The organism is Streptomyces sp. NPDC048504, assembly GCF_043200035.1.
In the GTDB taxonomy this organism is placed as follows: Bacteria; Actinomycetota; Actinomycetes; order Streptomycetales; family Streptomycetaceae; genus Streptomyces.
Map to the genome: position 1 here is coordinate 93,458 of NZ_JBICXA010000007.1, position 21,909 is coordinate 115,366.

Sequence of the window (21,909 nt, forward strand, 5' to 3'; positions counted from 1 at the left end):
ATTTTACGGCCGGTCGAGCCGCAGCCGCTCCGCCCTCGGCAGACCGGCCACGACCAGGTCGTACGAGTCCTCGATCAGTTCCCTGACCAACCGGTCCGGGAGTTCCCCGTCCACCGTCACCGTGTTCCAGTGCCGCTTGTTCATGTGGTACCCGGGGATGATCAGCCCCTCGTACTCCTCCCGGAGTCGGATCGCGTCCTCCGGGTCGCACTTGAGGTTGACCGTGAGGGGGCGGCCGTCCAGCCGGGTCAGGGCGAAGAGCTTGCCCAGCACCTTGAAGACGGACGTGTCCGGGTTGAACGGGAAGTCCTCGACCGTCGCGTTGAACGACAGGCAGAACGCGCGCAGTTCCTCGGGGCTCACTCCGGCTTCGTCTCCTCCTCGGCCGGGCCGGCCGGATCCACCGGCTCGACCAGCACCGTCACGATCTTGTTCCTGCGCCCGGCCGAGGCCTCCGCTGTCAGCCGCAGCTCACGCCCGTCGGGCAGTTCCACGACGGAGGAGGCACCGGCGATGGGAACGCGCCCCAGCGCCTTCGCCAACAGCCCCCCGACCGTCTCCACGTCCTCGTCGTCGTAGGCCTCGAAGCCGTACAGCTCGCCGAGGTCGCCGATGTCGAGGCGGGCGGTGACCCGGTAGCGGTCGTCGCCCAGTTCCTCCACCGGAGGCAGTTCCCGGTCGTACTCGTCGGTGATCTCGCCGACGATCTCCTCCAGGATGTCCTCGATGGTCACGATGCCGGCCGTGCCGCCGTACTCGTCGATGACGACGGCGACGTGGTTCCGTTCCTGCTGCATCTCGCGCAGGAGGTCACCGGCGTTCTTGGTGTCCGGCACGAAGCTGGCGGGCCGCATGGCCGTGGAGACCAGCTCGGACTCGGCGTCCCGGCTGATGTGCGTCTTGCGGACCAGGTCCTTGAGGTACACGATCCCGACGATGTCGTCCTCGCTCTCCCCCGTGACCGGGATCCGCGAGAAGCCGGAGCGGAGCGCGAGGGTGAGGGCCTGACGGATCGTCTTGTACCGCTCGATGACCACCAAGTCCGTGCGGGGGACCATGACTTCACGCACAAGGGTGTCGCCGAGTTCGAAGACCGAGTGCACCATCCGGCGCTCCTCGTCCTCGATCAGCGACTCCTTCTCGGCGAGGTCCACCAGCGCCCGCAGCTCGGCCTCGGACGCGAACGGGCCGCGCCGGAAGCCCTTTCCGGGAGTGAGCGCGTTGCCGATGAGGATCAGCAGATACGGGATCGGGCCCATGATCCGCGCGAGCGGCAGCAGGACGTACGCCGCCGCCGTGGCCGTGTTCAGCGGATGCTGGCGCCCGATCGTGCGCGGGGAGACCCCCACCGCGACGTACGACACGAGGACCATGACGCCGATCGCGGCGAGCAGCGCGGGCGCGGTGCCGTGGATGACGTGCAGGCACTCGTAGGTGACGAGCGCGGCGGCGGCCATCTCGCAGGCCACCCTGACCAGCAGGGCGACATTGAGGTAGCGGGTCGGGTCGGCGGCGACCTGCGCGAGCTTGGCGCTGCCGCGCCGGCCGGACCGTACGGCCTCCTCGGCGCGGAAGCTGGAGACGCGCGCGAGGCCCGCCTCCGCGCAGGCGGCGAGCCAGGCGACAACGACAAGGGCGATGGCCCCGACGACGATCTGAGGACTCATGTGGCGTACTTACCTGTGCCCTTGACCCGTGCCCTAGGAGACCGTCGGAGCCGGGGAGGGGCCGTCGACGCCCTTCTCCGCGCGCCAGCCGTCCACGATGGCGGCCTGGAGACCGAACATCTCGGCCTTCTCGTCCGGCTCCTCGTGGTCGTAGCCGAGGAGGTGCAACACACCGTGGACGGTGAGGAGTTGGAGCTCCTCGTCCATGGTGTGCTGCGTCTCGGCCTCGGCCCCCTGCTTCGTGGCGACCTCCGGGCACAGCACGATGTCACCGAGCAGCCCCTGCGGGGGCTCCTCGTCGTCCTTGCTCGGCGGACGCAGCTCGTCCATCGGGAAGGACATGACATCGGTCGGCCCGGGCAGGTCCATCCACTGGATGTGGAGCTGCTCCATGGCGTCCTCGTCCACGACGATCACCGAGAGCTCGGAGAGCGGGTGGATGCGCATCCGCGCGAGGGCGTAGCGGGCGATGTCGAGGATCGCCTGCTCGTCGACCTCGGTTCCGGACTCGTTGTTGACGTCGATCGACATGGTCGTGCTGATCTACTTCCGCTTGTCACGGGCACCCTTGTGGGTGCCGTTCTCCGTACCGTTCTCGCTGTCGTACTTCTCGTACGCGTCGACGATACGGCCGACCAGCTTGTGCCGGACGACGTCCGCCGACGACAGGCGGGAGAAGTGCACGTCGTCGAGCCCCTCCAGGATGTCCTGCACCTGCCGCAGCCCCGACTTCGTGCCGCTCGGCAGGTCGACCTGCGTCACGTCACCGGTGATCACGATCTTCGACTCGAAGCCGAGCCGGGTGAGGAACATCTTCATCTGCTCGGGGCTCGTGTTCTGGGCCTCGTCCAGGATGATGAAGGCGTCGTTGAGCGTCCTACCACGCATGTATGCCAGCGGTGCGACCTCGATCGTGCCCGCCGCCATCAGCTTCGGGATCGACTCCGGGTCCAGCATGTCGTGCAGCGCGTCGTACAGGGGGCGCAGGTACGGGTCGATCTTTTCGTAGAGGGTGCCGGGGAGGAAGCCCAGCCGCTCGCCCGCCTCGACCGCCGGGCGGGTCAGGATGATCCTGCTGACCTGCTTGGCCTGCAGGGCCTGGACCGCCTTGGCCATGGCGAGGTACGTCTTGCCGGTGCCGGCGGGGCCGATGCCGAAGACGATCGTGTTCTTGTCGATCGCGTCGACGTACCGCTTCTGGTTGAGGGTCTTGGGGCGGATCGTGCGGCCTCGCGAGGACAGGATGTTCTGGGTGAGCACCTCGGCCGGTGTCTCCTCGGGACCATTCCCGTTCTCACTCGCCCGCAGCATGGCGATCGAGCGTTCCACTGCGTCCTCCGTCATCGGCTGCCCCGTGCGCAGCACCAGCATCATCTCGTCGAACAGGCGCTGGACGAGGGCGACTTGGCGGGCGTCGCCGACCGCGCTGATCTCATTGCCCCGGACGTGGATGTCGGCCGCCGGGAAGGCCTTCTCGATCACGCGCAGGAGGGCGTCTCCGGACCCCAGGACGGTGACCATCGGATGCTGGGCGGGGACGGTGAACCGTGCCTTCGCCTGCTCCTGCGCGGGGCTGTGAGCTGTGGGTGTCTGAGTCATGGGCCGGCTCTGTGGCCTTGCTCGTCCTCCTCGAAAAGACTCGCCCGCCACAAGGGCGGCCTGGTGGTTTCCAGGGTACGCCGGGCCACTGACAACGCCGTAGGGCTTTTCGGTGACCGTCGGGCCACGAAATACGGGCCCGTCCTGCACTGGCTCGGGAGCGGGTCCGGCGCAGGGGAGGCGCGTGGGGTGACGCCGTGAGCCCTGTTCGCGCCCCCTCGTTTGTACGGACAATGCGCTGTGTCCGCCAGGTAAGCCTTGCAGGGAAAGCAGGTCGGCCGCTGTGCTCGTGCGTCTGCCCAGGTCCGTGTCCGAAGCACAGTCGTGCCTGGCTGAGGGGGCGGTGCCCGTCGGTGGGGCGACCCTGGTCTGGGCCGGCTGGCAACGGGACGGTTTCCCCGAGCAGGCGGTGTCCCTGCGGGAGCTGCCCGAGGCGAAGGTGATCGGGGACGGGACGCTGGGCGCGGCCGTACTGCTGCACGAGATCGACGAGCGGGTGCCGGAGGTGCTGCGGCGGGCCGCGGCGGGCGTCGGGACCGGTGCGGTGCGCCGGACCGCCACCGTCGGCGGCAACATCGTCGGCAGCACGCTGCGCTGTCTGCTCCCGGCCGCGCTGGTGCTGGACGCCCGCGCGGTTGTCCTGGAGCCGGACGGTCCCGTCGAGACCGACCTCGCCGAGCTGCTCGCGAAGCGGCCGGTGCTGTTGAGCCTGCGCTGGGCCGAGCCGGTCGCCAGCGGCTATCGCAAGCTGACCGGTGTGCTGCGGGGCGCGGTTCCGTTCGTGGTCGCGGTGGCGGTGGGCGCGGCGGAGGGCACGGAGGCGCGCGTCCTGCGGGTCGCGGTCCGTGACGGCTACGACGTGCTCAGCGACACCGTTCCCTACGACACGGACACCGGCCGGATACTCCGCGCCCTGGCCCTGACACCGCTCGGCACGCTGCCCGAAGCGGTCTTCGAGGCCGTACGGGAAGAGGTCACCGGCGTGCTGGAGCGTGCGGGGGCCCGCTGAGCGGGAACGGTTCGCCTCCGGGGCCCCGGAACCCCGGTGCGGGCGACGGGTGTCCCGCCGCTCTCGGCCCTCGTCGCCGCTCCTAGGCCGACCGGCCGAACCCGATCGTCGGCACCGCCCGCCGCAACGGCCACGGACTGCCGCTGCCCTGCTCCTCCGGTACGAGTCCCGCCAGGAACGCGTACCGGCGCAGGGCCGTCGGGTCCTGGCCGTCGACCGACTGCACCTTGCGCCACCAGGCGCCGATCTCCGACCAGCCCGGTGCGGAGAGGGAACCGCCGAACTCCTGGACGGAGAGGGCGGCGGTGAGTCCGGCGAAGGCGAGGCGGTCGGCGAGCGGCCAGCCGGCCAGGGTGCCGGTGACGAAACCGGCCACGAAGACGTCACCCGCGCCGGTGGGGTCGAGTGCCTCGACGGCGATCGCCGGGACCTCGGCGGACTCCCCGGTACGCCGGTCCACGGCGTACGCGCCGTCCGCGCCGAGGGTGACGACCGCGAGGGGTACGTGTTCGGTGAGCGCGTGGGCGGCGGCGCGGGGACAGTCGGCGCCGGTGTAGCGCATGGCCTCCTCGGCGTTCGGCAGGAACGCCTCGCAGTGCGCGAGGTCGGCGAGTCCGGCGAGGTCCCAGGCGCCGGTGTCGTCCCATCCGACGTCGGCGAAGATCCGGGTGCCCTCGCTCGCGGCCTGGGCGACCCAGGGGGCCTGCTTGCCGGGGGTGAGCGAGGCGACGGCGGCACGCGCGCGTGGCGGGCAGTCAGGCGCGCCCCCTTGGCCGAACACGACCTCCGGGGGCGGCTCGTGGCCGTGCGACACCATCGTGCGCTCACCCTCGTAGGCCATCGACACGGTGACCGGCGAGTGCCAGCCGGGGACCGTGCGGGAGGCGGAGAGGTCGATGCCCTCGCCCTGCTGCAACGCGTCCCAGCAGTACTCGCCGTAGTGGTCGTCGCCGAAGGCCGCGGCGAGGGAGGTCCGCAGCCCGAGCCGGGCCAGCGCGGTCGCCATGTTGGCGACGCCGCCGGGGCTCGACCCCATCCCGCGCGCCCAGGACTCGGTGCCGCGCACCGGCGCGGATTCGAGGCCGGTGAAGATGATGTCGAGGAAGACGGTGCCGGTGAGATACACGTCCCAGGGCGGATCGTCCGCCGCGCGCAGCCCGGCCAGCGGATCGACCCCGCAGGACGGCCCTTCGCTGCGGGACGACGGTCCCTTTCCGGTGGACGCGTTGGACGCGGTCACGGTGCGCTCCCTGACGTGATACGGATCAGGCCAGTGTGCACCACCACGCGCGCGTGAGGGCGGCTCCCGCTCCGGGACCACCCGTCGCACCGGTGTCGGGCAACCGCAGGTCCGGGCTCTACGGCGCGTGCCGCGGCCGGTGCCGCCCCGCCCACGGACACCGCATCGCACGCGTCCGGATCCGGTCACCCGGTTCCTACCAGCGCGGCATCGACGGCGTCACCCACTCCGGGTCGGTGATCCGCATCGCGGCCGCGTCGTCGCGTTCGCGCAGCGCACCGTCGTCGTCGAGCCAGCGCTGGTGCAGGAACTCCAGTTTGGCGCGGTCGAGTTCGACGCCCAGGCCGGGTGCGTCGGAGACGGTGACCTTGGCGTCGGTGAAGGTGAGGCGTTCGGTGAGGACGTCCTCCGACTGCCAGGGGTAGTGGGAGTCGCAGGCGTGATGGAGGTTCGGGACGGTCGACGCGACGTGGGTCATCGCGGCGAGGCTGATCCCGAGGTGGGTGTTGGAGTGCATGGAGATGCCGACGCCGAACGTGCGGCAGACGGCGGCCAGTTGCTGGGTGTTGCGCAGCCCACCCCAGTAGTGGTGGTCGGAGAGCACCACCTGCACGGCGTCCTTCGTGAAGGCTTCCTTGATTTCCGCGAACGTCGTCACGCACATGTTGGTGGCGAGCGGCACGTCGGTCCCCGCGGACACCTCGGCCATCGCCGGGGTGCCCAGCGCCGGGTCCTCCAGGTATTCGAGGACGTCCCCCAGTTCCTTCGCGACCTTCAGTGAAGTCTCCACGGACCAGGCGCCGTTGGGGTCGAGGCGGAGCGGGTGGCCGGGGAAGGCCGCCGCCAACGCCCGTACGGCGGCGATCTCTTCTTCGGGCGGGAACACCCCGCCCTTGAGCTTGAAGGAGGTGAAGCCGTACCGCTCCTTGAACTTCCGTGCCTGCTCGACGACTCCGGCCGGGTCGACGGCGGCGCCCCAGTCGTCCTTCTCGGCCGTCACGCCCTCGGGGTGGTCGGCCCACTTGTAGAAGAGGTACGCGCTGTACTCGACCGCGTCCCTCACCTTGCCCCCGAGCAGGGCGTGCACGGGCAGCCCGAGCGTCTTGCCGAGCGCGTCGAGGCAGGCGACCTCGAAGGCGGAGACGACGGACAGGCGCAGCTTGTCGGCGGTCTGGACACCGCGCAGCCCGCCGACATCGACCTGCCCGGAGACCCGCGAACTGTCGACGGCCAGCTCGTCGACGACCGTGAACAGGCCGTTCAGATCACTGACTTGACGGCCGATCAGTTTCCCGGCGAAGGGGCGGGCCAGTTCCAGGTACTTGGTGTCGCCGTAGGTCTCGCCGAGGCCGGTGATCCCGTCGGCCGTCTCGATCTCGACGATCAGGCGCGGGGTGTAGGGCTGGTGGACGCCCTGGGTGTTCAGGAGGGGCGGGTCGGCGACCAGGATCGGGGTGAGGCGGACGTCGGCGATGGTGAGGTTCACAGCGCGGCTCCTACGAGGTCGAGTCCGGTGGCGAGCAGGGTCGTGAGTTCGGCCAGGTCGGCGGCCGAGGGGTCGGTGAGCGGGGCGCGCACGGGTCCCACCGGCTGGCCGCGCAGCCGGGCCGCCGCCTTGACCAGCGACACGGCGTATCCCGGTACGCGGTCGCGGAGTTCGACGAGCGGGACGTAGAACTCGCGCAGCAGTTTCTCGACCGCCTTGTCGTCGCCGTCCCGCAACGCCGTGAAGAAGGCGTTCGCGATCTCGGGGGCGAAGGCGTGGACGGCGGAGGAGTAGGCGGGAACGCCGACGGTGGCGTAGGCGCGGGCCTGGATCTCGGCGGTCGAGGCGCCGTTGAAGAACAGGAAGCCCTCGGGGGCGGCGAGCGTGAGGCGTTGCAGGCGGTCGAGGTCGCTGTGGCCGTCCTTGAGGCCGATGACGCCGGGGATCGCCGCGATCCGCTTCAACGAGCTTGCGGTGAAGGCGACTTGGCCGCGCTGGTAGGCGATGAGCGGGAGCCGGGTGCGGGCGGCGAGCTGCTCCAGCTGCGCCACCAGGCCGTCCTGCGGAGCGGCGACGAGGTAGTGCGGCAGGACGAGGAGTGCGTCGGCTCCCGCCTCCTCCGCGATGCGTGCGAAGCGGGCGGCCTGCGCCCAGCCGTAGCCGACACCGGCGACGACGGGGACGCGGCCGGCCGCCTCCTCGACGGCGATGGTGACGACCGTGCGGTACTCGTCCTCGTCGAGCGAGAAGAACTCGCCGGTGCCGCAGGCGGGGAACACGGCGCCGGGGGCGGTGGCGATCCGGGCCGCGACATGGGTGCGGAAGCCGGCGGGGTCGAGGGAGCCGTCGTCATGGAAGGAGGTGAGCGGGAAGGAGAGCACGCCGCCCGCCATCCCGTCCCGGAGCCTGCGCACCACGGTCTCCGTGTCGCCGTTCACTGTGCCATCTCCCTATGTAGACGTCATCCATGTATGAAGACAGAGGTTAGATACGCGAACCTCGACCGTCAATGGGGCACCCGCGCTCGCTAACATCGCCCCATGTCAGAGCCCGGTGGCGTCCGCGAGGTGAAGTCCGCCGCCCGTACGGTCGAGCTGCTCGAACTGCTCGCCGCGCGCGGCGACCGTCCCGCACGCCTCCAGGAACTCGCCGACGACCTGGGCGTACCGCGCAGCTCGATGTACGCCCTCCTCCAGACCCTGATCGCCCACGGCTGGGTCCGCACCGACATCACCGGCTCGCTCTACGGCATCGGCATCCACGCCCTGCTCACCGGCACGACCTATCTGGACTCCGACCCGCGCGTGCGGGTCGTACGGCCGTATCTCGACGAGGCGTCCCAGGCGCTCGGCGAGACGATCCATCTGGGGCGGCTGGACGGGCGGGACGTGGCGTATCTGGCGACGCGGGAGTCCCACGAGTACCTGCGGACCATCAGCAGGGTGGGGCGGCGGCTCCCGGCCCACGTCGGCGCCCTCGGCAAGGCGCTCCTCGCCGAGCGGCCGGACGCCGAGCTGCCGGCCGGGCCGTACGAGGCGGCCACCCCCAACACCCACACGTCCCGGGACGCGTTGGCCGCGGACCTCGCTTCGATCCGCGCCCGGGGTTACTCGATCGACCGTGAGGAGGGCGTCGTAGGCATCGTCGGTTTCGGCTTCGCGCTGCGGTACGACAGCCCGCCGCTGGACGCGATCAGCTGCTCGGTGCCGGTGGCTCGGCTGACGCCGGAGCACGAGGGGCAGATCGTTGCGGTGATGCGGGAGATCCGGGCGAAGATCGAGGGTGCGTCGTCGCCTGCGGCTGGCGGATCGGTGCATTGGCGTTAGCGCCGGTCGAGTTGGCGCCCTGTGCTGGTGTGAGCGCCTTCTGGGGGCTGCGCCCCCAGACCCCCATCGGCCCTGAAGGGGCCTCGTCCTCAAACGCCGGACAGGCTGAGTAATGCCGGCCTGCGTTGAAAGGCACAGGCTCTGAAAGACGCCGGACGAGCCGAGCCTGCCGGCCTGCGCCGAGACTCACCAGGCCGACCGAATGACGCCCCCGGCACCGGAAATTGAGCGCTCTTTTACCCGGTCCCCCGGGCCCCAAACTGAACGTGCCCCAGATCACACCCCCCGCCCTTCTTTCGCGAACCGCGTGCTTGATACAAATTGGCCGCGCGTTCCTGTCCGTCGACGGTCGTCGCCCAATCCCCCTTTTTGAGCCGCTTCTTTCGCATGCCCTGGGAACGCCCGTGTTCGCCCGCAGCACCACCACGCCCTGGCCCCTCGTCGCCCTTTTCACGGCCGGGTATCTGGCCCCCTATCTCCTGCCCACCACCGTCGGCCGTCTCGACGCCGGGCTTCCGCTCTCCGCCACACAGGCCGGTGCCGTCGGCAGTGCGCTGCTGCTGAGTTCGGCCGCGGCGGGGTTTCTGCTCGCCTCGCGGGTCGACCGGGTCGGCCCGCGCACGCTCGCGCGGATCGGTCTCGCGCTGGCCGTTCTCGGGTACGGCTCGGCCGCCCTCACGCACGCCGTCCCCGCGGTCATCGCGGGCGCGGTGGTCGGCGGGTTCGGATCGGGTACGGCCACCACGGTCGCCGCGTCCGGGATCGCCGCCGAACGGGACCCTCATCGCGCTTCCACGCTCGGCCTGTTGTGCGTGTCCGCGCTCGCGGGTGCCGTCTACCTGACGGTCCCGCACCTCGGCGCGGGCCACGGCCAGCCGCTCGCCGCGATCGCGCTCACCGCACTCGCCGTATGGCCACTGACCGGACGCCTCCCGGTCCGTACGACGACGGCGCACACGCGCGTGGAGACCGCCGGACTCCCCCACCGCCGCGCCGGCCTCGTCCTCGCCGGCACCTTGCTCTGCTGGTCCCTCGCCCAGAACTCCCTCTGGGGCGTCAGCGGCCGCATCGGCATCGGCCAGGCGCACCTCTCCGAGGTCACCGTCGGCGCGGTCTTCGCGATCGCGCTCGGCACGGGGCTGGTGGGCGTGATCGGGGCGGGTGCGCTGGGGGCCCGGCTGGGGCGCGCGGTGCCGATCGGGGCGGGCACGGCGCTCATCGCGGGCTGCATCGTACTGAGCGCGTCCGCGCACGACCTGAGGACGTTCGCGACCGGCGAGATCGCCTGGAACACCCTCTACCCGATCGTCCTGTCCTACGTCCTCGGCCTCGCCGCCTCCCTTGATCCGCGCGGTCGTTGGGCCGTCCTCGTCGGCTCGGCCTCGTCGCTGGGTACGGCGGCGGGGCCACTCGCGGGCAGCGTGCTGTCGGCGCGGGCCGGGTTCCCGGCGATGGGCGCGATCCTCGCGGCGGGGCTGGTCGTGATCGCGGTACCGATGACCTGGGTCGCTCTCCACACCGGCGGCCGACTGCTGGTGCCGGGCACGGTCCGGCGGCGCGGGGGCACCCCGGGCGCCGTGGTCGCCGCGTCGACCGGCTCACCCTGCGGCACGGTCCCGCAGATCGGCGCCCCCGAGCAGCCGGTCGTCGAGATCCCGCTGGACACCGCGGCCGTCCCGGCCCAGGGCGACTACTACACGGCGGGCCCCTGGCACGCGGGTGCCACAGCCACCGGCAGCGGCGGCTAGATGATCGATTCCAAGGGGTCAGTGGTCGTAGGCGGTCAGCGGTCGTAGGCGGTCAGTGAGCGTGGGACGGGCTGTCGGGTGTGGCCGTTGTGCCGGATCGCGGCGGTCAGCGCGAGGATTCGCCGCATGACGCAGCGTGGCGGAGCCGGCCGGACTCGGGGGTGAAGCCGGGCACGGCCCGCGCCATCGCCATCGCCAGGGTGACCAGCTCGGCGTGGTGAGCCGCGGGGTGATCCCCACGGCCGGCCGCCATGGTGCGAGATGCCGGGATGCCTTCAGCAGGTCGTCGGTCTGCGCATGGAGTGCGATCGCGAGGGTGTCCAACTCCGTCTTCACACACTGCCGTTGGGCGCCCTCGTCCCCTGCGCGCAGCCGATCCCCCGGAATCGATCATCAAGGGGTGCCGCGTCGGGAAACCGGCGGACAGACGTCGGCCGAGCGGGCCGCGGCGCACCGTCCGCGGATCGGGCCCGACCGGAGTCGGCGGCCCGGTGCGTTGGCCCGGGCCGCGCTGCCGACGCCACGCCAGTGTCCCTGTCCCTGGACGCTCGCGGTCCCGGCCCGCGTGCCGGGCGCCGCTCAGGCCTCGGCGGATGTGCCCGTCGCCGCCGCGATCAGGGCGGCCGCCGCCGCGCGGGTGGCCGCGGCCACCGTGGAGTCGTGGTCCATCAGGGCGGAGATGCCGGCGCCGTCGTAGAGCATGTGGAGCTGGTGGCCCAGGGCCTCGGGGTCGGCGGCGCCGGCCTCGGCGGCGAGGCGGGTGAAGAGTTCGCGCATCCAGCCGCGGTAGGCGTCCGCCGCCTCCTGGACCAGCCCGCCGGGGCCGGCCTCGGCGCCGGCTCGGATGAAGGCGCAGCCGCGGAAGTCGGGCCGGTCGAACTGCCGTCCCTGGGTCTCGAAGATCGCCAGCATCTGCTCGCGGGGCGTCTCGTGCTCCGCGACAGCCCGGGTGATCCGGTCGGCGGTGCCCGCGCGCCGGGTGTCGAGGTAGGCCCGGACGAGCTGCTCCTTGCCGCCGAAGGTGTTGTACAGCGACGCCTTGGCCACGCCCGCGTGCTCGATGACCCGGTCGATCCCGACGCTCTGCACGCCCTCGGCGTAGAACAGTTCGTTCGCGGCGGCGAGCAGGCGCTCACGCGCCGACGGCTTCGCGGTGCTCTGGACACTCGCCATGACGGTCACTCCTTCAGACAGATCTGTCTACATTATGCGCCGGTCGCGCCCCTCCGAGGGAGTCCCCACCGTGTCCCGGCCGGAGGCCGCCCCTCAGGCGCTGCCGCCGACCCGCTCGCCCGGCAGGACCGCCGCCCCGCCCCGGCCGCCGCGCACCAGCCCGAGCAGCGCGAACGCCGCGAGGACGATCACGGCGACGCCGTACTCCTGCGCGGTGGCGGTCAGTCCGCCCGCGTGGACGACGAGGAACCCGGCGATCACGGCGGGCACCCCCATGCCCAGGTAGGAGACGACGAAGAGCAGCGACAGCACCCCGGAACTCTCGTGCGGCCGGGCCAGCGGCATCACCGTACGGATACCGCCCTGGAACCCGCTGCCGAAGCCGACGCCTGCGATGGCGGTGCCAACGAAGAAGCCGGTGGGGGACGAGTCGCGGATCGAGACGAGGGTGAGGGCCACCCCGGCGATCAGCGCGAGGATGCCGGTGAGCATCACCGTGCGGGTCGCCGCCGTCCGCAGGACCAGCACCGAGACGGCGGCCACTCCGGCGAGCACGAACAGGCTCAGCCCGCCGAGGACTTCGGAACTGGAACCGGTCAACTGCCGTGCGAGGGACGGGCCGAGCGACCCGTACAGCCCGGCCAGCGCCCAGACGGCGAACAGCACCGGCGCGGCCACCAGCATCGGGCGGCGCACGGCGCGCGGCAGCTTGATCTCCGGCGCCAGGCTGGCCAGCGCCCCCGGCTTGCGGGTCACGGTCTCCGCCATCAGCGCGACGGCGACGGCCTGGAGGACGAAGAGCGCCAGCAGCCCGAGGTAGACCAGATGCGTGGGGGCGGGCAGGAACTGGACGACGAGGCCCGAGACCAGCGCGCCGGTCGCCGTGCCGATGCCCGGGACGACCGCGTTGGTGATCGTGCCGCGCGGCCGGTCGATGTCCATCATCCCCGCCCCGATCGCGCCGAGCGCGGCGCCGGTCGACAGTCCCTGGACGATCCGGGCGACCATCAGCCCCGATACGCCGTCGGCGGTGGCGAACACGATCATCGAGGCGGCCTGCGCAGCCAGCGCGGCCAGCAGCACCGGCCGCCTGCCGACGTGGTCGGAGAGCTTGCCCATGGTGAGCAGCCCGAGCAGCACGGCCACCGCGTAGACGCCGAAGACCACGGTGACGGTGATCGGGTCGAAGCCCCATTCGGCCTGGTAGACGGCGTAGAGCGGGGTGGGCGCGCTGGAGGCCGCCAGGAACGAGATGGTGATCGAGGCGAGTACGTACAGCGCCACTTTCGGCGGCAGCCGTCGGCCCCGCGCGGATACGGCGGCGGTGTCGGATCCGGAAGCGGATCCGGCGTCGACGGGCGCCGCATCCGAGGTGCGCGCCAGTGTGGACGCCGGGACGACCGAGAGATTCGTCATGACCATTCCCGTCCGAAGCATGAGTAGACCTGTCTGTCTAGTCGTGCATCAGATTAGACAGACAGGTCTACTCAAGTCAAACGGGAGAGGCGAGCGCCGCTCGGGGCGGGCTCATGGGCTCACGGGCTCACCTGCGAATTGGCCAGCTAGAAGACGTACGCCTCGACCTCGGCGAGGTAGCCTGCCCGACGCTCCTCGTCGTCCTCCAGGAAGGACGCGACGAAGGAGTTGCGGGCCAGCTCGCGCAGCCGGTCCTCGGTCAGGCCGAGGGCCTCCCGCACCGCGTCGAAGTTGTCGCCCGCGTAACCCCCGAAGTAGGCCGGGTCGTCGGAGTTGACCGTGCAGAGCAGGCCCGCGTCCAGCATGGCGGGGAGGGGGTGCTCGGCGAGGACGTCCACCGCGCGCAGCCGGACGTTCGACAGGGGGCAGAGGGTGAGCGGGACGCGGTCACGCACCAGGCGCGCCACCAGCTCCTCGTCCTCCATGCAGCGCAGCCCGTGGTCGATCCGCTCGACGCCGAGGACGTCCAGCGCCTCGGTGATGTAGGCCGGCGGGCCCTCCTCACCGGCGTGCGCGACGCGTCGTAGGCCCAGCGCGGCGGCGGCCTCGTAGACCTCGCGGAACTTCACCGGCGGGTGGCCGACCTCGGCCGAGTCGAGGCCGATGCCGGTGATCCGGTCGAGGTACGGCTTGGCCGCGTCCAGGGTCTCCAGGGCCGAGTCGGCGGACTCGTCGCGCAGGAAGCACAGGATGAGGCGGGTCGATATGCCGTGGTTGGTCTCGCTGCTGCCCAGCGCCCGCCACAGGCCCTCCACCACCGTGCCCATGTCCACGCCCCGCGCGATGTGCGCCTGCGGGTCGAAGAAGATCTCCGCGTGCCGTACGCCCTGCGCGGCGGCGCGGGCGAGATAGGCGCCTGCGAGGTCCTCGAAGTCCCGCTCGGTGCGCAGGACGGCCATCAGCTCGTAGTAGAGGTTCAGGAAGGTCTGGAGGTCCTCGAAGAGGTACGCCTTCCGGAGTTCCTCGGTGTCCGCGTACGGCAGCTCGACGCCGTTGCGGGCCGCGAGCGCGAAGGCCAGCTCGGGCTCCAGGGTGCCTTCGATGTGCAGGTGCAGTTCGGCTTTGGGAATGGGCATCGAAGTATCGTACGGGTGTTTTACCGCCGTTTCGGAACCGGCACCCTGAGTAGATCGTGCGCCACGGTCAGCTCCCCCTCGAACCCCGCCGCCCGCGCCTGCCGCTCGAACTCCTCCGGCTCGGAGTAACGCTGGCTGAAGTGCGTCAGGACCAGGTGCCGTACGCCCGCGTCCCGCGCCACCCGGGCCGCCTGCCCTGCGGTCAAGTGCCCATGGTCCACGGCCAGTTGCTCGTCCTCGTCGAGGAACGTCGACTCGATCGCCAGCAGGTCGCAGCCCTCCGCGAGGGCGTGCACCCCGTCGCAGAGGCGGGTGTCCATGACGAACGCGAAACGCTGGCCGTGCCGTACCTCACTGACGTCGTCGAGCGTGACATCGCCGATCGCGCCCTCGCGCTGGATGCGGCCCACGTCCGGGCCCTTGATGCCGTGCGCGGCGAGGCGGTCGGGGAGCATGCGGCGGCCGTCGGGCTCGGTGAGGCGGTAGCCGTAGGACTCGACGGGGTGGGAGAGCTTGCGGGTCTCCAGGGTGTACGCGGGAGTGGTGGCGAGTACGCCGTCGTCCGACACCGGGGACTCCGTGATGCCCACCGTTTCGCGGTACGCCGTGGCGTAGCGCAGGCGGTCGAAGAAGCGCTGGCCCGACTTCGGGTAGTGGGCGGTGACCGGGTGCGGGACGCGGTCCAGGTTGATGCGCTGGATGACGCCCGCGAGGCCGAGGGAGTGGTCGCCGTGGAAGTGGGTGACGCAGATCCGGTTGAGGTCGTGCGCGGCCACCCCGGCGCGCAGCATCTGGCGCTGGGTGCCCTCGCCGGGGTCGAAGAGGATGCCCTCGCCGTCCCAGCGGAGGAGGTAGCCGTTGTGGTTGCGGTGGCGGGTGGGGACCTGGCTTGCCGTGCCGAGGATCACCAATTCACGTACGGACATGGCGAGTTACCCGGGCGGCCACTGCATGCCGCGGCCGCCCATGACGTGGGCGTGGGCGTGGAACACGGTCTGGCCCACGCCGCTGCCGGTGTTGAAGATGACGCGGTAGCTGTCGAGCTTCTCGTCGGTCGCCACCTCGCCGGCCTCGCGGAGTATGTCCGCGGCGATTGTCGGTGCGGCGGCGGCGAGGGAGGCGGCGTCGGGGTAGTGGACTCGGGGGATCACCAGGACGTGGGTCGGGGCCTGGGGGTTGATGTCCCGGAACGCGACGGTGGTGGGCGTCTCTCGGATGATCGTCGCCGGGATGTGGCCGGCGACGATCTTGCAGAACAGGCAGTCGTCCTGCGGGTCCCCTGACATGGCGTTCCCTCCGAGGCTGGGGGTGCTTTACGCGAGGCATCGTATCGTCGTTGGGTGCGGGCGCGTGGGGGCTGGTCGCGCCGTTCCCCGCGCCCCTTAGGTGGGCAAGGTTGGCGGGGTTTTTGCCGGGACGGTCTCCAGTTTCTCCAGTGCCAGGCGGATTGCCTCGTCCAGCTGGGTGTCTCTTCCCGCCGCGTAGTCCTGTGGGCGCTGGACCACCTCCACATCCGGGTCTACGCCATGGTTCTCCACCCCCCACCCATAACCCTCAAGCCAGAACGCGTACTTGGGCTGGGTGATCAGCGTGCCGTCGACCAACCGGTACCTGCTGTCGATGCCGATGACGCCGCCCCACGTGCGCGTGCCGACGACCGGGCCGATGCCCAGTGCCTTGATCGCCGCGTTGACGATGTCGCCGTCGGAGCCGGAGAACTCGTTGGCTACGGCTACGACGGGGCCGCGGGGTGCGTCCTCGGGGTAGCTGTACGGGCGCAGGCCTCGGGGGAGGTCCCAGCCGACGATGCGGCGGGCCAGCTTCTCGACGACCAGCTGGGAGGTGTGGCCGCCGCGGTTCTCGCGGACGTCGACCACCAGGCCCTCGCGGGCCACCTCCACGCGCAGGTCGCGGTGGATCTGGGCCCAGCCGGGGGCCTGCATGTCGGGGACGTGGAGGTAGCCGAGGCGGCCGCCGGACTTCTCGTGGACGTAGGCGCGGCGGTCGGCGACCCATGCGTGGTAGTAGAGGGGTTCCTCGTCCGCCAGGGGGATGACGACCGCGTGGCGGGGGTCGCCGCCGCCGGCCGGGGAGATGGTCAGCTCGATCGGTTTGCCCGCCGTGCCGACCAGGAGGGGGGCGGGGCCCGTCACCGGGTCCACGGGTTGGCCTGCGACGGCGAGAATCGCGTCTCCCGCGCGGACGGCTACGCCGGGAGCGGCCAGCGGGGCGCGGGCGTTCGGGTCGGAGGTCTCCGAGGGGAGGATGCGGTCGATGCGCCAACTGCCGTCCTCGTGGCGGGAGATGTCGGCGCCGAGCAGGCCCTGGCGTTCGCCGTGGCCGTGGCCGCCGCGCGGGGTGACGTAGGCGTGCGAGGTGCCGAGTTCGCCGTGCACCTCCCAGAGGAGGTCGACCAGGTCGTCGTGGGTGGCCACGCGGTCGAGGATCGGGCGGTAGCGGTCGAGGACTCCGGTCCAGTCGACGCCGCTCATGTCCGCGCGCCAGAAGTTGTCGCGCATGATGCGGCCCGTCTCGTCGAACATCTGGCGCCACTCGGCGGCCGGGTCGACGGTCTGACGGATGCGGGACAGGTCGACGTTGATGTTCGTGTCGTTGTCGTCGTCCTCGGAGGAGGCTCGGCGGTCGCTCGGTACGACGCGGAGCTTGTGGTCCGTCCAGAGGAGGACGCGTTTGCCGTCGCCGCTCACCTCGAAGTGGTCGGCGTCCCCGGCGAGGTGCTCGATGCGCTGCTGGGCGAGGTCGTAGCGCTCCAACTCCGTTTTGGGGTCCGGGTCTTCGGGGGTCGCGCGGGTGGCGCCGAGGACTCCCTGGACCGGGTGGCGCAGCCACAGGACGCCGTCCTTGGCCGTGCGGAGGTTGGAGTAGCGGCCGGCCTCCACCGGGAAGGCGACGATGCGGTCGGCCAGGCCTTCGAGGTCGACGCGGGTGGTCGGGCGACCCTCGCTGTCGGGGGTCTCGTCCTTGTCGGGGGCCTCGAAGGGGCGGCCGTGCCGCTGCGGGCCGAACGGGGACGGGGTCGTCGCGGCGAGGGTGATCAGGTGCGGGCGGTCGCCGACCACGAAGGCCAGGTCGAATACGTGCTCGTCGTAGACCGGGTCGAAGGAGCGGGTGGAGAGGAACACCAGGTGCTTGCCGTCGAGGGTGAAGGCGGGGGCGTAGTCCTGGAAGCGGAGCGGGGTCGCCTCGGTGACCGACAGGTCCGTGGTGTTGGCGAGTTTGAGTTGGCGCAAGGGGCGCGGGCCCGGGTGCGACCAAGCCAGCCATGCCGAGTCCGGGGAGAAGGCCAGGCCCGACGCGTCGCCGTCCTCGCTGCGGTCGACCTCGCGGACCTCGCCGGTTTCCCGCTCCACGAGGAGGACGCGTCCGTCGTGCGACCCCACGGCGACCCGGCTGCCGTCGGGGGCCACCGTGAGGGCGAGGACACGGCCGAGCTGTCCGGCGGCGAGTCTGCGCGGGGTGGCGCCGGGGGCGAGGCCGGTGGCGGGGGCGAACTCCAGGGCGTCGTCGCCCTCCGCGTCCGTCACCCACACCACCCACTCCTCGCCGTCGGCGCGGAAGGTGCGGGGCAGCCGGGCGCGGACGCCGGGGGTGGCGGCGAGCGCGCGGGCCGGGCCGGAGCGGTGGGTGACCCAGTGGACGGCGCCGCGCACGGCGACCGCGCTGCCGCGCGCGGTGTGGTCGGGCGACGCGGACCCGAACCAGCGGGCCGCGGACACCGGGAACGGCTGCTGGTCGATGCGCTGGCCGCCGAGCCGGATGCCGAGGCGGCGCGGCTCGGCGCCGTCCAGGTCGTCGAGGAGCCAGAGTTCACCGGCGGAGGAGTAGACGATCCGGGTGCCGTCGCCGGACGCGTGCCGGGCGTAGAAGCCGTCGAGCGGGGTGTGGCGGCGGAGGTCGGAGCCGTCGGCGAGGGAGGAGTACAGGGCGCCGGTGCCCTCGTGGTCGGAGAGGAACGCGATCCGCTCCCCCGCCCACACCGGGTACTCGATGTTGCCGTCCAACTCCTCGTGCAGGCGCGTGAATTCGCCGGCACCCTCCCCGTCGCGGACGGCGCGGTCGATCCACAACTTGCCCGCCGTACCGCCCCGGTAGCGCTTCCACCAGGCCGCCTCGCGGCCCATGGGGGCGGAGAGGAGGACCGTGGCCGTCTCACCGCGGGCTACGTCGCCCACCCAGCCGTACGGGAGGGTCGTCGCCGGTCCGCCGTCGAGCGGGACCGAACGGGCCCAGCTGCGGCGGAGGTTGGCCTGGCCGTGGGTGCTGGTCACGAGGACCTCGCCGTCGGCGGTCCAGCCGCGCACCTGGGTGCGTGAACTGCCCCAGTACGTCAGGCGCTTGGCGGGTCCGCCGTCGACCGGGGCGATGTGCACCTCGGGGGCGCCGTCGCGGGTGGAGGTCCAGGCGACGGTGGTGCCGTCGGGCGAGATGCGGGGGTGGGTCACCGGCACGTTCTCCGCGCTGACCCGCCAGGCCCGGCCGCCGCTGTCGAGGGACGCCAGCCACACGTCGTCCTCGGCGGTGAAGGCGACCAACTCGCCGTGCAGGTGCGGGAAGCGGAGATAGGCCTGGGCTGCGGACGCTGAGGGCTGAGTCACCTGATCAGGTTATGCATCGACGGTATCCGCCGACAGCCCTTTGGATCACTTGCCTTCGACAGGCCAGCAGGTCGGGTCGCCCTTGCACCAGATCGTCTTGGTGACCGTGACGGTCGGTCCCGGGCCGTAGGTCAGCGTCGGATTGGGGTTGTTCACGGACGACGGCGTCGCCGCGTTGCAGTCGCCGAGCCCCGTCACGTGGAAGACCTGCTTGCCGGCCACCTTGCCGACGAGGTCACCGCGCACACACGCGCCGTCGACGGCCCGGGTGACCTTGCCGGTGACGGTGATGTCGCGGTTGTCGTTCGTCTGCCCCTGGCAGTCGACGCTGACGACCGTGGTCTCGGTCGGCGAGGGCGTCTTCCCTGGCGTGTAGGGCTTGTTGTTGCTGCCGTAGTTGCCCGTGCAGGTCAGCCAGCGCACGCTGACATGGTCCCGCTTGAACTCCGCGGTCGCCGTCTTGTCGGTGGTGTACGCGACGGTCGCCGAGCTGAGATCGCCGGGCTGGCACGCGACGGCCCCGCCCACGGTCACCACCGCGAGCCCCGCCACCGCGGCCACCCGCCGCCCGCGCGGCCGAAGCAGGTTCCGTCTCAACGCCCTCATGGGCGGCAGCCTGTCACCGTCGGAGCGCACACGGAAGAGCGCATACGGCCACCCGCGCGCCGGGGGCGCAATTCCCCGGCGGACCGCCTCAGCCGCGCAGCAGCAGCCACTCCTGAAGCTCCACCACATTGCCCTCGGGGTCCTTGAGATGGGCGACTCGCATCCGGTCCGTCATCGGCGCGGGCCCGTGCAGCAGTTCGACACCGTGGCCGGTGATCTGCTCGCAGTACCCGTCGAGGTCGTCCACCCGCAGCACCACCAGCGACCGGTGCCCGGTCGCCAAGTCCCCCAGTTCGCCGAGGACTTGGGCCATCATCGCCCGGTCCTGCAGCGCGATCCCGGCGGACCCGATCGCGGGGCTGAACTTCTCGTACGGCCCCTCGGCCGCCCCCGACTGGGGCTTCAGGCCGAGGACTTCGGCGTAGAAGCGGTAGCAGGCGGTGAAGTCGGTGACGAGCAGCCGCACTTGGGCGAGTTCCACGGCGATCCCCCCTGGTTCAGGACCAGCGTCCGGTACGGCCCAGGAGCAGGGCGGTCGCCGCGGTCCCGGCCGTCGATGTACGCAGCACGCTACGCCCGAGCCGGTAGGCCTTCGCGCCCGCGTCCTCGAAGAGCGCCAACTCCTCGGGGGAGACGCCTCCTTCGGGGCCCACGACCAGGACGATCTCGCCCTCGGCGGGGAGTTCGGCGGTGGCCAGGGGCTCGCTGCCGTAGTCGCGGTCCTCGTGGAGGACGGCGGCGAAGTCGGCTTTGGCCAGAAGTGCCGCAACCTGTTTGCTCGTTGCCGCGTCCGCGACCTCCGGGAAGCGCAGTCGGCGGGACTGCTTGCCGGCCTCCCGTGCGGTGGCGCGCCACTTGGCGAGGGCCTTGAGACCCCGGTCGCCCTTCCACTGCGTGATGCAACGGGAGGCCGCCCAGGGGACGATCGCGTCGACGCCGGTCTCGGTCATCGTCTCGACGGCCAGCTCGCCGCGGTCGCCCTTGGGGAGGGCCTGGACGACGGTGATGCGGGGCCGCGGCGCGGGCTCCTCGCTGACGGACTCCAGGTCCATGACGACGAGCCGGTCCTTGCCTTCGGCCGCCTTGACGACACCCTCCATCCACCGGCCGCGTCCGTCGGTGAGGACGATGTCCTCACCGGCCCGCATTCGCCGCACGGACACCGCGTGGCGCCCCTCGGGGCCGTCGAGGACGATCTCACCGCCGCTGAAATCCGGGATCTTCAGGGGGTCGAGGATGAACACCGGCGCGGTCATCGGAGGTCGCCCCCGGACGACAACGCTGTCCGGGCGGAGGCCAGTTCGGCGACCAGGACCTCGACCAGCCGTCCGGCGGGCAGTTCGCGGGCCATGCGGTGGCCCTGTCCGGCCCACAGTGCCATGCCCTGAGGGTCGCCGGACGCGGCGGCCTGCTTGCGGAGCGGGGAGGTCAGGTGGTGGATCTCCGGGTACGCGGCGGGGGCGTACGGGCCGTGCTCGCGCATGAAGCGGTTGACCAGGCCGCGGGCCGGGCGGCCGGAGAAGGCGCGGGTCAACTCGGTACGCGTGAACAGGGGGTTGGTGAGTGCCTGCTTGTGCAGGACGTTGGCGCCGGACTCGGGGGCGGCGAGGAACGCCGTGCCGAGCTGGGCCGCGCTCGCGCCCGCCGCGAGGGCCGCGGCGATCTGGCTGCCGCGCATCAGACCGCCGGCGGCGACGATCGGGAGGTTCACGGTCTCGCGGATCTGGGCGACGAGGGAGAGCAGGCCGAGGCTCGCGCCGTCGTTCTCCGGGAGGTCGCGGTGGGTGCCCTGGTGGCCGCCGGCCTCGACGCCCTGCGCGATCACCGCGTCGGCACCGGCCCGCTCCACGGCGAGGGCCTCCTCGACGGTGGTCGCGCTGACGAGGGTGAAGGTGCCGGCCCGGCGCAGCGCGTCCAGCACCTCCGGCGTCGGGACCCCGAAGTGGAAGGAGGCCACCGGCACCGGGTTGTCGAGCAGGACGGACAGCTTGGCGTCGTAACCGTCCTCACGGCCGCTGTCCGGGTCGCCGAGCTCCGTGTCGTACCACTGGGCCTCGCCGGCCAGCTGGTGGGCGTAGACGTCGACCGCGGCCTTGTCCGCGTACTCCGGCTGCGGCATGAAGAGGTTCACGCCGAAGGGGCGGCCGGTCAGGCTCCGCAGCTGCTTGATCTCCTGGTACATGCCGTCGGCCGTTTTGTACCCGGCGGCGAGGAACCCCAGCCCGCCGGCCTCGGCCACGGCAGCCGCGAGGCGCGGGACGGAGACACCGCCCGCCATCGGGGCCTGCACGATCGGATGAGGGAAGAGATCGGTCAGTGCGGAGGACATGACGGCATGTTGTCACGTCCTCCGAACAAGTCCGAATCCGGCCTTGGCCCTGGCACAT

Annotated in this window: 20 protein-coding genes; 3 read left to right on the forward strand and 17 right to left on the reverse strand. The window is 71.6% G+C overall.

Annotated elements, in window-relative coordinates:
• Positions 1-3 precede the first annotated feature (3 nt).
• The 4 genes from ACGFY9_RS18815 to ACGFY9_RS18830 are packed head-to-tail and all read right to left on the reverse strand — an operon-like array spanning position 4 to position 3,266.
• Complete coding sequence (locus ACGFY9_RS18815; RefSeq protein ID WP_393755420.1) at positions 4-363, reverse strand: MmcQ/YjbR family DNA-binding protein; 360 nt, start codon at positions 361-363, stop codon at positions 4-6.
• Positions 360-1,667: a hemolysin family protein gene (locus ACGFY9_RS18820; RefSeq protein ID WP_393755422.1), complete on the reverse strand. Its 1,308-nt coding sequence runs from the start codon at positions 1,665-1,667 to the stop codon at positions 360-362. Before ACGFY9_RS18820 ends, ACGFY9_RS18815 begins: the two co-directional genes overlap by 4 nt.
• A gap of 33 nt (positions 1,668-1,700) precedes the next feature.
• Positions 1,701-2,198, reverse strand: a complete 498-nt coding sequence (ybeY, locus tag ACGFY9_RS18825) for an rRNA maturation RNase YbeY (RefSeq protein ID WP_393755424.1) — start codon at positions 2,196-2,198, stop codon at positions 1,701-1,703.
• Positions 2,199-2,210: 12 nt separating this feature from the next.
• On the reverse strand, positions 2,211-3,266 hold the full coding sequence (locus tag ACGFY9_RS18830; protein WP_393755426.1) for a PhoH family protein: 1,056 nt from the start codon (positions 3,264-3,266) through the stop codon (positions 2,211-2,213).
• 283 nt (positions 3,267-3,549) lie between these two features.
• Between ACGFY9_RS18830 and ACGFY9_RS18835 the strand changes: the two genes are divergently transcribed.
• Complete coding sequence (locus tag ACGFY9_RS18835; protein ID WP_393755428.1) at positions 3,550-4,275, forward strand: FAD binding domain-containing protein; 726 nt, start codon at positions 3,550-3,552, stop codon at positions 4,273-4,275.
• 82 nt (positions 4,276-4,357) lie between these two features.
• Here the strand turns inward: ACGFY9_RS18835 and ACGFY9_RS18840 are convergent, their stop codons facing one another.
• The 3 genes from ACGFY9_RS18840 to ACGFY9_RS18850 form a co-directional block, all read right to left on the reverse strand.
• Positions 4,358-5,515, reverse strand: coding sequence for a carbohydrate kinase family protein (locus ACGFY9_RS18840; RefSeq protein ID WP_393755430.1), 1,158 nt, complete (start codon positions 5,513-5,515; stop codon positions 4,358-4,360).
• A gap of 196 nt (positions 5,516-5,711) precedes the next feature.
• A complete protein-coding gene (locus ACGFY9_RS18845) occupies positions 5,712-7,001 on the reverse strand; it encodes a glucarate dehydratase family protein (RefSeq protein WP_393755432.1) in 1,290 nt (429 codons plus the stop codon).
• Positions 6,998-7,894 (reverse strand): 5-dehydro-4-deoxyglucarate dehydratase, encoded by an 897-nt coding sequence (locus ACGFY9_RS18850; RefSeq protein ID WP_393755949.1) that lies wholly within the window; start codon positions 7,892-7,894, stop codon positions 6,998-7,000. The genes ACGFY9_RS18845 and ACGFY9_RS18850 overlap by 4 nt, the downstream gene beginning before the upstream one ends.
• Positions 7,895-8,041: 147 nt before the next feature.
• Between ACGFY9_RS18850 and ACGFY9_RS18855 the strand changes: the two genes are divergently transcribed.
• Together ACGFY9_RS18855 and ACGFY9_RS18860 are read left to right on the forward strand one after the other, a co-directional pair.
• Positions 8,042-8,827 (forward strand): IclR family transcriptional regulator, encoded by a 786-nt coding sequence (locus ACGFY9_RS18855; RefSeq protein WP_393755433.1) that lies wholly within the window; start codon positions 8,042-8,044, stop codon positions 8,825-8,827.
• Between the two features lie 404 nt (positions 8,828-9,231).
• Positions 9,232-10,575 (forward strand): MFS transporter, encoded by a 1,344-nt coding sequence (locus tag ACGFY9_RS18860; RefSeq protein WP_393755435.1) that lies wholly within the window; start codon positions 9,232-9,234, stop codon positions 10,573-10,575.
• Positions 10,576-11,154: 579 nt separating this feature from the next.
• Here the strand turns inward: ACGFY9_RS18860 and ACGFY9_RS18865 are convergent.
• The 10 genes from ACGFY9_RS18865 to ACGFY9_RS18910 form a co-directional block, all read right to left on the reverse strand.
• Positions 11,155-11,748, reverse strand: coding sequence for a TetR/AcrR family transcriptional regulator (locus ACGFY9_RS18865; RefSeq protein ID WP_393755437.1), 594 nt, complete (start codon positions 11,746-11,748; stop codon positions 11,155-11,157).
• Positions 11,749-11,841: 93 nt separating this feature from the next.
• Positions 11,842-13,164 (reverse strand): MFS transporter, encoded by a 1,323-nt coding sequence (locus ACGFY9_RS18870; RefSeq protein WP_393755438.1) that lies wholly within the window; start codon positions 13,162-13,164, stop codon positions 11,842-11,844.
• Between the two features lie 146 nt (positions 13,165-13,310).
• On the reverse strand, positions 13,311-14,300 hold the full coding sequence (locus tag ACGFY9_RS18875) for an adenosine deaminase (RefSeq protein ID WP_393755440.1): 990 nt from the start codon (positions 14,298-14,300) through the stop codon (positions 13,311-13,313).
• 20 nt (positions 14,301-14,320) lie between these two features.
• Positions 14,321-15,226 carry a ribonuclease Z gene (locus ACGFY9_RS18880; RefSeq protein WP_393755442.1) on the reverse strand — a complete coding sequence of 302 codons (906 nt, stop codon included), beginning with the start codon at positions 15,224-15,226 and terminating at the stop codon, positions 14,321-14,323.
• 6 nt (positions 15,227-15,232) lie between these two features.
• Positions 15,233-15,586: a histidine triad nucleotide-binding protein gene (locus ACGFY9_RS18885; RefSeq protein WP_393755444.1), complete on the reverse strand. Its 354-nt coding sequence runs from the start codon at positions 15,584-15,586 to the stop codon at positions 15,233-15,235.
• A 96-nt stretch (positions 15,587-15,682) separates the two neighbouring features.
• Entirely contained in the window at positions 15,683-18,916 is a 3,234-nt protein-coding gene (locus ACGFY9_RS18890) for a S41 family peptidase (protein ID WP_393755446.1), read from the reverse strand.
• Positions 18,917-18,961: 45 nt separating this feature from the next.
• Positions 18,962-19,522 carry a hypothetical protein gene (locus ACGFY9_RS18895; protein WP_393755448.1) on the reverse strand — a complete coding sequence of 187 codons (561 nt, stop codon included), beginning with the start codon at positions 19,520-19,522 and terminating at the stop codon, positions 18,962-18,964.
• Between the two features lie 88 nt (positions 19,523-19,610).
• On the reverse strand, positions 19,611-20,003 hold the full coding sequence (locus ACGFY9_RS18900) for a VOC family protein (protein WP_393755450.1): 393 nt from the start codon (positions 20,001-20,003) through the stop codon (positions 19,611-19,613).
• A 16-nt stretch (positions 20,004-20,019) separates the two neighbouring features.
• Positions 20,020-20,778 carry a 16S rRNA (uracil(1498)-N(3))-methyltransferase gene (locus tag ACGFY9_RS18905; RefSeq protein WP_393755452.1) on the reverse strand — a complete coding sequence of 253 codons (759 nt, stop codon included), beginning with the start codon at positions 20,776-20,778 and terminating at the stop codon, positions 20,020-20,022.
• On the reverse strand, positions 20,775-21,851 hold the full coding sequence (locus tag ACGFY9_RS18910) for a nitronate monooxygenase (protein ID WP_393755453.1): 1,077 nt from the start codon (positions 21,849-21,851) through the stop codon (positions 20,775-20,777). The genes ACGFY9_RS18905 and ACGFY9_RS18910 overlap by 4 nt, the downstream gene beginning before the upstream one ends.
• Between the last annotated feature and the right edge of the window lie 58 nt (positions 21,852-21,909).